Source organism: Luteibacter sp. TLI7-4A (assembly GCF_056754745.1).
This window is the reverse complement of the sequence record NZ_JBPGWO010000001.1, coordinates 3,735,977-3,748,473: the sequence shown is the minus strand read 5'-3', so window position 1 is coordinate 3,748,473 and position 12,497 is coordinate 3,735,977. Positions and strand designations below refer to the sequence as shown.

The 12,497-nt window shown below is 64.9% G+C and carries 10 protein-coding genes; all 10 read left to right on the top strand.

The features are described from left to right. The first annotated feature begins 84 nt into the window (after positions 1-84). The 10 genes from ACR9Y6_RS16400 to ACR9Y6_RS16355 all read left to right on the top strand — a co-directional run bounded on the left by ACR9Y6_RS16400 (position 85) and on the right by ACR9Y6_RS16355 (position 12,473). Positions 85-1,011 carry an AraC family transcriptional regulator gene (locus ACR9Y6_RS16400; protein ID WP_481282252.1) on the top strand — a complete coding sequence of 309 codons (927 nt, stop codon included), beginning with the start codon at positions 85-87 and terminating at the stop codon, positions 1,009-1,011. Positions 1,012-1,264: 253 nt separating this feature from the next. Then, entirely contained in the window at positions 1,265-2,629 is a 1,365-nt protein-coding gene (locus ACR9Y6_RS16395) for an ABC transporter substrate-binding protein (RefSeq protein WP_481282251.1), read from the top strand. Next, the gene (locus ACR9Y6_RS16390) at positions 2,626-3,501 is read left to right on the top strand and encodes a carbohydrate ABC transporter permease (protein ID WP_481282250.1); all 876 of its coding nucleotides are present in this window, start codon (positions 2,626-2,628) and stop codon (positions 3,499-3,501) included. Before ACR9Y6_RS16395 ends, ACR9Y6_RS16390 begins: the two co-directional genes overlap by 4 nt. 10 nt (positions 3,502-3,511) lie before the next feature. Beyond that, positions 3,512-4,345, top strand: coding sequence for a carbohydrate ABC transporter permease (locus ACR9Y6_RS16385; RefSeq protein WP_481282249.1), 834 nt, complete (start codon positions 3,512-3,514; stop codon positions 4,343-4,345). A gap of 11 nt (positions 4,346-4,356) precedes the next feature. Continuing rightward, positions 4,357-5,427, top strand: coding sequence for an ABC transporter ATP-binding protein (locus ACR9Y6_RS16380; RefSeq protein ID WP_481282248.1), 1,071 nt, complete (start codon positions 4,357-4,359; stop codon positions 5,425-5,427). A gap of 10 nt (positions 5,428-5,437) precedes the next feature. Beyond that, positions 5,438-6,922, top strand: coding sequence for a mannitol dehydrogenase family protein (locus ACR9Y6_RS16375; protein WP_481282247.1), 1,485 nt, complete (start codon positions 5,438-5,440; stop codon positions 6,920-6,922). A gap of 78 nt (positions 6,923-7,000) precedes the next feature. Continuing rightward, a complete protein-coding gene (locus ACR9Y6_RS16370) occupies positions 7,001-7,159 on the top strand; it encodes a hypothetical protein (protein WP_481282246.1) in 159 nt (52 codons plus the stop codon). Positions 7,160-7,334: 175 nt separating this feature from the next. After that, the gene (ubiA, locus tag ACR9Y6_RS16365; protein ID WP_481282245.1) at positions 7,335-8,342 is read left to right on the top strand and encodes a 4-hydroxybenzoate octaprenyltransferase; all 1,008 of its coding nucleotides are present in this window, start codon (positions 7,335-7,337) and stop codon (positions 8,340-8,342) included. Between the two features lie 145 nt (positions 8,343-8,487). Further along, positions 8,488-10,977: a TonB-dependent receptor gene (locus ACR9Y6_RS16360; RefSeq protein WP_481282244.1), complete on the top strand. Its 2,490-nt coding sequence runs from the start codon at positions 8,488-8,490 to the stop codon at positions 10,975-10,977. Then, entirely contained in the window at positions 10,977-12,473 is a 1,497-nt protein-coding gene (locus ACR9Y6_RS16355; RefSeq protein ID WP_481282243.1) for a CehA/McbA family metallohydrolase, read from the top strand. Before ACR9Y6_RS16360 ends, ACR9Y6_RS16355 begins: the two co-directional genes overlap by 1 nt. Positions 12,474-12,497: the final 24 nt, after the last annotated feature.

Genomic DNA, 12,497 nt, shown 5'->3' with positions numbered 1-12,497 from the left:
ATGGCACGGCGTCGGCCGATATAGGATCACTCCTAAAACCGACAACTACTTGGTCATGACGACCTGAAAGAGTAGGCTCGATGCATGAATCGCCGTGCCGCCCTGTCGCTGCCGCCGCCTCTCGCCGACACCTCGGCGCTCGGACGTGAGCAAGACCTGCTGGGTCTTTCCGACGAGCCGTCGATCCACTATCTCGACCACGGCTCGCGCAGCCGCCTGATCCGCTGGCACTACCATCCGGCGTACGAGTTGCACCTCATCGTGGCCACCGAGGGAACCGCCTACGTCGGCGATTACGAAGGCCGGTTCTCCCCATACACCCTGATGCTCACCGGCCCCAACGTGCCGCACAACTGGGTGACCGACGAGACGTGCGAGCCCGTGGCGCTGCGCGACCGGGTCATTCTTTTCTCCGAGGCGTTCGTTCGCCGTTGCATCGATTTCCTGCCATCGGCGCGTCACGTCAAGTCGCTGCTGCTGGAAGAAGCCCGCTACGGCATCGCGTTTTCGCCCGAACTCGGGCGCAGCCTCGAACCGTATTTCCGCCGGGTGGCGGAGCATCCCGGGTTGCGCCGCGTGGCCAGTTTCTTCGAGATGATCGAAGCCCTGGCCGAGGACACGACGCGGCATTCGCTCAGCAGCCGTCCCTTCCAGGCGTCGGCGGATCCCAGCCAGTCGATGAAACTGCATCTCGCGGTGACCTATATCGACCGCCACCACGCGGGCGACGTATCGTTGAAGACCGTCGCCGACCGGCTGGGCATGTCCGAGACCGGGTTCTCACGCTTCTTCCACCAGCACACCGGCTACCGCTTCATCGATTACGTGAACCAGATCCGCATCCAGCGTGCCTGCGAAAAACTGGTGTCGTCGACAGGTTCGATCACCGACATCTGCTACGAGGCCGGTTTCAGCAACCTGTCCAACTTCAATCGCCGCTTCCTGATCCTCATCGGAATGACGCCGCGCGAATACCGGATGCGCCATCGGCGGCCGCCCGCCGATCTCTGATGATGCGTCGCCGCACGGCGAGCGGCATCTCGCACGCCACGGCCTTCAATTCACATACTTTCATGCCGGCGACCCCGCTTGCTGCAATGCGGCAATATGGCCGGCGCGCGGCGCCTCGTGCGGGAGCGGCGCCACTCGCCATGGCAAGAAAGTATGTATTTTCACCATAAAACGACACGGCACGTATTGGTGAGCACCACCGCGCTGAACCTATAAACGCACATCCATTCGACCACCCACCCAGGGAGGCAAGATGAGCGATTACCGGAACCGGCTCGGCGCACTCGCCATCACCCTGTTCGCCACGCTGCCAGGCGTCGTGGCCGTGGCACGCGCCGACACGACGCTGACGGTCGGCACCGTGAACAATGCCGACATGGTGCGCATGCAGGCGCTCTCCTCCGAATACGAGAAGGCGCATCCGGACGTGCACCTCAACTGGGTGGTGCTGGAGGAAAACACGCTACGCCAGCGCCTCACCACCGACATCGCCACGCATGGCGGCCAGTTCGACGTGATCACGATCGGTGCCTACGAGGCGCCGCTATGGGGCGCCCAGCAGTGGCTGAAGCCGCTGGACAACCTTCCCGCCGACTACGCCGCCGACGACATCTTCAAGAACGTGCGTGAACAACTGACGGTGGACGGGCATCTCTATGCGCTGCCCTTCTACGCCGAAGCCAGCATCACCTACTTCCGGACCGATCTCTTCGCCAGGGCGAACCTGACCATGCCGGCCGCACCGACCTGGGACCAGATCCGCGGGTTCGCACGGAAACTCCACGATCCCGCGCACGGCGTGTACGGCATCTGTCTGCGCGGCAAGGCCGGCTGGGGCGAGAACATGGCCCTGCTCGGCACCATCGTGAACAGTTGGGGCGGCCGCTGGTTCGACGAAGGATGGAAGCCACAGATCGACACGCCGGAGTGGCACCAGGCCGTGAATTTCTATGTCGACCTGCTTTCGAAATACGGACCGCCCGGCCCCTCGGACAACGGGTTCAACGAGAACCTGGCGCTGTTCTCCGCGGGGCGTTGCGCGATGTGGGTGGATGCGAGCGTCGGCGGTGGCACCGTCGCCAATCCCAAGGAAAGCTCGGTGGCCGGCAAGGTCGGCTTCGTGCGCTCGCCACACCAGATCACGGACCGCGGTTCGTCATGGCTCTGGGTCTGGTCGCTCGCGATCCCCGCCAGCTCCCGCCAGGCCGACGCCGCACGTGACTTCATCCTCTGGGCTACGTCGAAACCCTACCTGCGCATGGTCGCCGAAAAATATGGCGAGGAATCCACGCCGCCCGGCACCCGCGAATCCACGTATGCCAACGAGGCCTATATCAAGGCCGCTCCCTTCGCGCGGGTGACCTACGATTCGCTGAAAGCGGTCGACCCCGCGCACCCGACGTTGAAGCCCGTCCCTTACAAGGGCATCCAGATCGTCTCGATTCCGGAATTCCAGGCCGTCGCCACCCTGGTCGGCAGGCAGATCGCCGGTGCGCTCGCCGGGCGCGGCAACGTGGATGAACTGTTGCATACGGCGCAGGGCGCCGTCGATCGCACCATGAAGCGCGCCGGGTACTACGACAAGAAACCGGTCATCCAGAAGGAGTCGTCGCCATGAACGCGCGCATCCGCAAACGCCCGGAACGATGGCTCGCGCAACCGGCCATCCTGATGCTTCTGGCATGGATGATCGTGCCGCTGGCGATGACGCTGTACTTCTCCACGCAGTACTACAACCTGCTTTACCCGGGGAAGTCGGCCTTCGTGGGCCTGGAGAATTTCGCCTATTTCTTCACCTATCCCAGCTTCTGGGCTTCCGTGTTCAACACCATCGTGCTGGTCGGCAGCGTGCTCGTCATCACCGTCGTGGGTGGCGTGCTGGTATCCGTTCTGGTGGACGAGACCTTCCCCGGCCAGGGCATCGTGCGCATGCTGCTGATCTCGCCGTTCTTCATCATGCCCACCGTGGCCGCGCTGGTCTGGAAGAACCTGCTGATGAACCCGGTGTCCGGCTTCCTCGCCTGGGTATGGAAGCTGTTCGGTGCCACGCCGGTGAACTGGTTCGCGGACTGGCCGCTGCTTTCGGTGATCGTGGTGGTCTCGTGGGAATGGTTGCCCTTCGCCATCCTGATTTTCGTCACCGCCCTGCAATCGCTCGACCGCGAGCAACTGGAAGCGGCGCGCATGGACGGTGCGCGCGGCATGGCGATCTTCCGTTACCTCACCCTGCCGCATCTCGCCCGGCCCATCGCGGTGGTGGTGATGGTGGAGGCGATCTTCCTGCTCAACATCTTCGCCGAGATCTACGTCACCACCAACGGTGGACCGGGTGACGCGACCACCAACATACCGTTCCTGGTCTACACCCAGGCCCTGCTGGAGTTCGACGTGGGCGCCGCCTCGGCCGGCGGCCTCGTCGCGGTGGTGCTGGCCAACATCATGGCGGTGTTCCTCATCCGCCTGATCGGCAAGTCGTTGACGGCGCGTTGAGGAGGACACCATGGCCCACAAGAAACCGCAGCGTCGCCTCGCCCGCACGATCCGCGCCATCGCATCGTGGATCGTCGCCCTCGTGGTCTTCTTCCCGATCCTCTGGATGCTGCTGACCAGCTTCAAGTCGGAGCTCGATGCGTTCAGCATGCCACCGCATTTCCTGTTCAAGCCCACGCTGGAGAACTACGAACAGGTGCTCGCACGCGCGAACTACCTGCACTACGCATGGAACTCGATCGTCACCGCCGGTGGCGCGACGGTCCTGGGCATGATCGTGGCCGTGCCCGCGGCCTATGCCTTCGCCTACCACCCGACGAAACGCACCAAGGACGTGCTGTTGTGGATGCTGTCGACGAAGATGCTTCCCGGCGTGGGCGTGCTGGTGCCGATCTACCTGATCTGCCGCGACCTGAACCTGCTCGACTCGAAGACCGCCCTTGTCGTGATCTTCGCGCTGATCAACCTGCCGATCATGGTCTGGATGATCTATACCTACTTCCGCGACATTCCCTACGACATCCTGGAGGCGGCGCGCATGGATGGCGCGAGCACGTGGCAGACCATGTTCCGGGTGTTGATCCCGGTCAGCCGCGGCGGACTCGCCTCGACGGCGCTGCTCTGCCTCATCCTGTCCTGGAACGAGGCGTTCTGGTCGCTCAACCTCACCACCACCAGCGCGGCGCCACTGACCGCGCTGGTCGCCTCGTTCTCCAGCCCCGAGGGACTGTTCTGGGCGAAGTTGTCCGCCGTGTCGACGCTGGCCTGCGCACCGATCCTGGTGCTCGGCTGGTTGTCGCAGCGACAGCTCGTCCGCGGCCTCACCTTCGGCGCCGTCAAATAGGAGCCCGTCCCATGTCCCGTCTGGAAATCCGTTCGCTGCGCAAGTCGTTCGAAGGCGTCGACGTCATCAAGGGCATCGACCTCGTGGTCGAGGACCGCGAGTTCTGCGTCTTCCTGGGCCCTTCCGGCTGTGGCAAGTCGACCACCTTGCGCCTTATCGCCGGGCTGGAGGAAGCCGACGACGGTCAGGTCCTGCTCGACCAGGACGACATCACCGATCGTGCCGTCGACAAGCGCGACCTCGCGATGGTGTTCCAGAGCTATGCGCTCTACCCGCACATGACGGTGCGCGAGAACATGTCCTTCGCCCTGAAGCTGGCGAAGATGGACCCGCGCGCCATCGACGAGAAGGTAGCCCGCGCGACCAAGATCCTCGCCCTGGAACCTTACCTCGAGCGCAAGCCGTCCGCGCTGTCGGGCGGGCAGCGGCAACGCGTGGCGATCGGTCGCGCGATCACCCGCGAGCCACGCGTATTCCTGTTCGACGAACCGCTTTCCAACCTCGACGCCGCGCTGCGCGCCGCCACGCGCCTGGAGATCGCGCGGCTGCACCAGGAACTCAACGCCACGATGATCTACGTCACCCACGACCAGGTCGAGGCGATGACCCTGGCCGACCGCATCGCCATCTTCAGCGAGGGACGCATCGAGCAGATCGGCAAGCCGATGGAGCTCTACCGCAAGCCGGTGAACCGTTTCGTCGCGGGATTCCTGGGCATGCCGCGGATGAATTTCCTCGACGCCACGGCGGAAGGGGGCACGTTCCGCCTTCGCAATGGCAACACGGTCGCCGTACCGGGCGCATCGGCGGGCACGGGTGCCGTCACCATCGGTATTCGCCCCGAGCATCTCCAGGTCTGCGACGGCGATGGCACCGGCGAAACCGTCACCGGCAAGCTCACCGTCGTCGAGCGGCTGGGCAGCGAGACCTACGCCTATGTCGACGTGCCGCAGGTCGGCTCGATCACGGTGCGTGCCGATGGCGACTTCGACCGCCGCGCAGGCCGCGATATCTGTATCCGCCTGGACCTCACCCACGCCCACCTCTTCGATACCTCCGGTGTCGCCATCCACCATCCGTAAGAACCCCGCCATGCCCGTTTCCCTGAGCAACGAGACCCTCGGCCAGCTGCCCCCGGGCGTCGAGCCGCCACCCTTCGACCGGCGCACGGTGAAGGCCGGCATCGCGCATATCGGCGTCGGCGCCTTTCATCGCGCACACCTGGCCATCTATACGAACCGCGTGCTCGCCGACGAGGACATGCGCGAGTGGGGCATCCTCGGGATCAACCTGCTCGAACACGACGAACCACTGGCCGATGCCTTGACGGCACAGGATGGCCTGTACTCGGTCAGCGAGTTCGATGCGAAAGGCGTACGCACGACACACCTCGTCGGCGCCATGGTGGACTACCTATATGCGCCCCGCGACGGCTCCCGGGTGCTCGGGCGACTCGCCGATCCTTCGATCCGGATCGTCTCGCTCACCATCACCGAGGGCGGCTATCTCATCGACGAACACGGAAACTTCCGCATCGACGATGCCACGGTGGCGCACGACCTGACGCATCCCGATTCGCCGCGCGGCGTCTTCGGTTATCTCGTGGGCGCGCTGGAACGGCGCCGTAACGCCGGCATTCCCGCGTTCACGGTGATGTCGTGCGACAACCTGCGGCATAACGGTGCGCAGGCGAAGAAGGCCGTCCTCGCGTTCGCACGAGCCCGTTCGCCGGAGCTTGCCGAATGGATCGAGCGAGAGGTGGATTTTCCCAACGCCATGGTCGACCGCATCACCCCCGCGACCACGCCCGCCATGCGCGAGCAGTTGAATGCCGCCACCGGGCTCGACGACCGGGCACCGGTGGTCTGTGAAGACTTCATCCAGTGGGTACTCGAAGATACGTTCCGCCATGGCCGTCCAGCGTGGGAGCGCCATGGCGCACAGATCGTGAGCGACGTCTCGCCCTATGAGGACGCCAAGATCCGCCTGCTCAACGGGTCCCACCAGATGCTCTCGTACCCCGCCTTCCTCGCCGGTCATCGCCGCGTGGACGAGGCCGTGAAAGATCCGCTGTTCAATCGATACCTCTCGGATTTCCTCGACCACGATGCGGGCGTCTGGTTGACCTCGTTGCCGGGCATGGACCTCGATCCGTACAAGAAGAAACTGCTGGAGCGCTTCAGCAACGCGTCGATCGCCGATCAGCTCGACCGGCTCTGCCTCGACGGCGGTTCGAAGATCCCCGGTTTCCTCGGGCCCACCCTCACCGCCTGCCTGGAACACGGCAGGGACGCACGCCGGCTCGCCTTCCTTCTTGCCGCGTTCGATCGCTACGTCCGCGTGGGCAAGGACGATCATGGCGAGGCCTATCCGCTGCGCGAACCGAATGCGATGCGGCTCGTCCAGCCGCTGATCGACGGCGGCTCGAAGGACACCCTGATCGAAAGCGTGGAACTGGTCGGCCCCCTGCCGGCCAGGGACCCGCGCTTCCGCAAGCAGTACGACACTTGCGTGGAGGCCCTCTCCTCGCACGGCGTACGGTGGACGCTGGAGCGGCTCGACGCCCTCCTCGACTGAAGCTTTACGGGGCCTACCCGGGGACTTCACCCACGCGAACCTAGGTTGGCATCCAACGTGGCCGAGTGGAGTCCGCACATGCCTTACACCCCGACAAATCCCCAACCCCCGTTCGCCGAGCCGGGAAAGAATCGCCCGGATGATGAGATCCGCAAACCGGGAAGTTACAAGCCCGAGCGCGACGCGGACCCCGAGCCGCCGGTGGACGACGATCCGATCGAGCCGCTGGAGCGCTAAAGACCCGCCTCGATAAGCACCCGGCTCGCTATGGGCGGCTCTTGTGGGAGCCGCTTCAGCGGCGATGGGTGCTCGCCGCAACCTGGCCCGCCACCGCGGGATCGCCGACAAGGTCGGCTCCCACAAGGCTGCGAAGTCGGCGATTCGTGCCGCCGGGTCGGCTAGACTTCTCCGCATGAGCCCCACCCCCCGCAAGCCTTCACCGCGTCGCAAGGCGACGCCCGCCGCGCGCAAGACCGCCGTGGCAGCGCCGGCAGCCCGCCCCGCCGACGCGTCGACCAACGCCGAGCGCGTGCTCGCCTTCCTGCTGAAAGGCCTGCCGCCCGCACGGCGCGAGAAGATCCACGCCTATCTCGTGCTCACGCGCATGGACCGGCCTATCGGCGCACTCCTGTTGATGTGGCCGACATGGTGGGCGCTGTGGCTCGCCGCGAAAGACTTTCCGCCCATCGGCCCGCTGGTCATCTTCACCCTTGGCGTCTTCGCCATGCGCTCGGCGGGTTGCGCCATCAACGACTATGCCGACCGCAAGCTGGACCCCCAGGTGACGCGAACGGCCGGGCGCCCCATCGCCAGTGGACGCGTGACGCCGCGCGAAGCGCTGATCGTCTTCGGCGGCTTGCTGCTGTTCTCGTTCATCCTGGTGCTGTTCACCAACAAGCTCACCATCCTGCTCTCCTTCGCCGGAGCGGCGCTGGCCGCGGTCTACCCGTTTACCAAGCGCTATACCAACCTGCCCCAGGTGGTGCTCGGCGCCGCGTTCGGATGGTCGATTCCCATGGCCTTCGCGGCGGTGACGAACACCGTGCCCCCGGTGGCATGGCTGCTATTCATCGCCAACATCCTCTGGTCGGTGATCTACGACACCGAATACGCGATGGTGGACCGCGACGAAGACATCAAGGCTGGCGCCAAGTCCACGGCCATCCTGTTCGCCGACGCCGATCTCGTGATCATCGGCGTGCTCATGGGCACGTTCCTGCTGGCGATGCTGCTCGTGGGAACGCGTTCAGCGCTGGCCTGGCCGTACTGGATCGGCCTGGCCGTTACCGCCGGACTGTTCGGCTACCAGCAATGGATCATGCGCGACCGCGATCGCGCCGCATGCCTCACCGCGTTTCGCCACAACAACTGGGTGGGGCTGGCACTCTGGCTCGGCATCGTCATCGCCCTCGCCTTGTGACCGGCATCACAGCGTGAAACGGCCGTCATCATTTGGCTCGATTGAAATCGGACCGTCATGAAACCTCAGCCGTTCCGTCATCGGTAACGCATAAGTTCTTGCGGGTCGCGGGCTTCCTGCCCCCACTCCCCCGGAAGACAAAAAGATGCGTAAGACCCTGCTCAGCCGCGCCGTGCGCGCGGCGCTCGCCGGTGCGTTGCTCGTTTCCGCCGCCGCCCACGCGCAAGACGGCAATCCCGAGAAGAAGACGACCGACCTCGACAACGTCGTGGTCACGGCACGCTCGGGCGTGGAAAGCCGGACCAAGGCCGAGACCAGCTACTCGATCACCACGATCGACGAAGACCGTCTGCGCATGCAGGCGCCGACCAGCGTCACCGAAGCGGTGAAATCCGTTCCTGGCTTCTGGGTGGAATCGTCCGGCGGCGAAGCCTCGGGCAACATCCGTGCGCGTGGTATCCCGGTGGACGGTTACGGGTCGGTGACCTTGCTCGAGGATGGCATCCCGGTGCAGCACGATCCCGCGCTGGGCTACCTCAACGCCGACCAGGCCTTCCGCCTCGACGAGACGGTCGAACGCGTCGAGGTGGTCCGCGGCGGTCCTTCGTCGGTGTTCTACTCGAATGCACCGGCCGGCGCGATTAATTTCATTCCGCGCAAGGTCGGCGACACGGCGGAAGGCCTGGTCAAGTACACCGTCGGCAATTATTCGCTGAACCGGCTCGACTTCTGGTACGGCACACCGATCGGTAGCGGCTGGAAACTCGGCGTCGGCGGCTTCTGGCGCGTGGACGACGGCGTGCGCCGCCCGCAGTTCCATGCCGATGATGGCGGCCAGCTGCGCGCGACGCTGTCGAAGGAACTCGAGCACGGGGATATCAGCTTCGACGTGAAGCACATGGACGACAAGGTCGCCCTTTACCTCGGCATTCCGATGCGCACCAACGCCAGCGGCGACATTCGCGCCGTGCGCGGCTTCAACGGCAACTACGGGACGTTGGCCGGCCCCGAGACCGAGCACCTGAAGATGCGCGAAGCCGGCGGTGGCCTCTACGATTTCGACAACACCGAAGGCACGCACGTGAAGCGCACCCAGGTGTCGTTCAAGTTCGACCATGACCTCGGCGACGACTGGAAGCTTGCCGAATCGATGCGCTACAGCACGACCGACACCCAGCGCAATGGCGTTTTCCCGAACGCGTTGCAGAGCGCCAGCTCGTTCATCACCCAGGACAGCAAGCGCCTTTCGAGCATCCCTGGCGCCACGGCGTTGCAGTTCCGCTACGTCGACAACCCGTCGCAAGTCTTCAACGTGGCGAACCAGAACGGCAACGGGCTGGTCGTGACCGAAGGCCTTCGCGGCGTGACCTTGCCGGTGGACGAATTCATCAACGATACGCGCGTACTGCGCAAGTTCGAGTTCGGCGACCAGAGCCACGACGTCACCTTCGGCTATTACCACGCCAACTTCGAGCAGGATTTCGACCGTTACTCCTCGACCGTGCTGACCGATGCCCGGGACAACGCACGGCTGCTCGACCTGGTGGGCGTGGATGCCAATGGCAACGTCGTGGGTTCGTTGACCGACCATGGCTTCTATCGCTACGGATACGAGTGGGAACACGCCAGCGGCAAGTCGAAGACCAACGCTTTCTATGCCTCCGACGAATGGCAGGTCACGCCGGAGTTGCGCATCGACGGCGGCGTGCGCTGGGAGAAGGTGAACGTGGAGGGCTACACCGAAGGCAAGCAGACCGTCGATATCGGCGGCTCGCCGGCGGCCACGCAGGTGCTCACCGGAAATGGAAAGCTCGCCCACTACGACCAGTCGTTCGACAAGACGGGCTGGACCCTCGGCGCCAACTGGCAGTTCTCGCCGCGCCAGGGCCTGTTCGCACGATGGACCTCGGCCTTCCGCCTGCCCAACCTCAGCACGTACATCACCAACCCGACGGCCACGCCGCTGCTGCAGACGATGGACCTCGCCGAAGCGGGCTGGAAGTACAGCGACCGCTTCATGGACCTGTACGCGACGGCGTTCTACACCAAGTACGACAACGTCAGCTTCACCAACAACGTGTTCGACCGCAACGGCAACACCTCCACGCCGCAGACGGGCTACGCGAACACCAAGACCTATGGCCTCGAACTCGAAGGCACGCTGTATCCGACGAAGTGGTTCGACGTGCAGTTCAACGCCACCTTGCAGGACCCGAAGTACAAGGGCCTGAGCTACACCGACGTGGTGGCCGGTGCGCCGGTGCTTCGCGATTACGACGACAACCAGCTGATCCGCGTACCCAAGGTGAGTTACCGCATCGTCCCCGGGGTGAACCTGCTCGACGGCCGCCTGCGCCTGCAGGTGTCGTATGAACATGAAGGCAAGCGTTACGTCGACACGGCTAACTCGGTCGTGCTTCCCTCGTACCACGTGGTGGGTGCCAGTGCGCGCTACGACGCGACGCCACAGCTTTCGTTGTTCCTCTACGCGGACAACATCACCAATTCGCTCGGACTCACCGAGGGCAACCCGCGCGCGGGCGAACTGGCCAGTTCCGACGCCGGCGCGAACACGTTCATCGCGCGCCCGCTGCTGGGCCGCTCGTTCCGCCTCGCCGCGATGTACCGTTTCTGATGCGGGCGTTGATCGCCCTCCTGCTGTGCTGCTTCGCCGCCGTCGCCATGGCGGCGGAGCGGGCGCCCGACCTCGTCCTCCGCGGCGAACTCACCGGTGCCGACCAGCACACGTATCGCGAGGTGCCCTTCGACGTACCCAGGGGCACGTCGCGGATCACCATCGACGTCGACTACACGGGTCGCGAGGAACGCACCACCGTCGACCTGGGCCTGCTCGGGCCGGGTGGGTTCGAGACGCAGGATGGCTTCCGTGGATGGAGTGGCGGCAGCAAGCGCCGCTTCACCGTATCGGCCACCGATGCCACGGCCTCCTTCCTCCCCGGGGCCATCGTGCCGGGACGGTGGCGGTTGCTGCTGGGCATCCCGAACATCCGCCCCGCATCGAAGGCCAGCTATACGGCGCGGATTTGGCTGTCGGGGGATGACGAGGGTTTTGGTCCGGAACATGGGCTGACCGCACCCCTGTCCACGACGGAGCGCTGGTATCGCGGCGACCTGCACATGCATTCGGCGCACAGCGACGGCAACTGCCTCAGCGCCTCCGGCACCAGGAAGGTGCCTTGTCCGCTGTTCTTCACGTTGGCTTCGGCCGCGAAACGCGGACTGGATTTCATCGCCGTCTCCGAGCACAACACCATGTCGCAGGTATCCGGCATGCGCGAGATGCAGCCGTACTTCGACACCATGTTGCTCATCCCGGCGCGGGAGATCACCACGTTCTCGGGCCACGCCAATCTGTTCGGCGTCTCCCGTGCCGTCGATTTCCGCGTGGGGAGCAAGCAGGTGCCGGGCTGGAACGCGCTCCTGGCCGACGTCGCGCGCGCCCACGGGCTGATCTCGGTGAATCACCCGCGCCGGCCGAACGACGAAACCTGCATGGGTTGCGGGTTCACGCCGGTCACGCCGGTGGACATGCACGGCTTTCAGGCCATCGAGGCCGTGAACGGCCGTGATGCCGAACGTGCCGACACCGGCATACCCTTCTGGGAGTCCCAGTTGAACGCGGGCCTTCGCATCACCGCCATCGGGGGTAGCGACAGCCATGTGGGCACGGATGATCCGCGTGATGCATTCGCCGGCGTGATCGGCACGCCGACGACGGTCGTGCACGCGCGTGAACTGTCGATGGAAGGCATCCTCGATGGCATCCGCGCGGGGCATGTATTCGTCGACACGGAGGGTTCGCGCGACCGGGCACTGGACGTGCTCGCGAGCAACGGCTCCTCGCGCGCCACGATGGGCGATGCGATCACGGTGGCTGGCCGCGCCACGCTCCATGTAGGCGTTCGTACCACGGCGCTGCAAGGAAACGACATCGCGGTGACGATCGACGGCAAGCCGTTCGACGGCGTGCCAGTGAAGCGCATACCGGCGAATGGCGAAGCGTCGTTCGACTGGACGAGCGATGGCAAGCCGCACTGGTTGCGCGTGGACGTACGCTCGGCGGAAGGCAAGCTGCTTGTCCTGGGCAATCCGGTTTATGTGAACTATTAGAGCATCGCCGACAAAGTCGGCTCC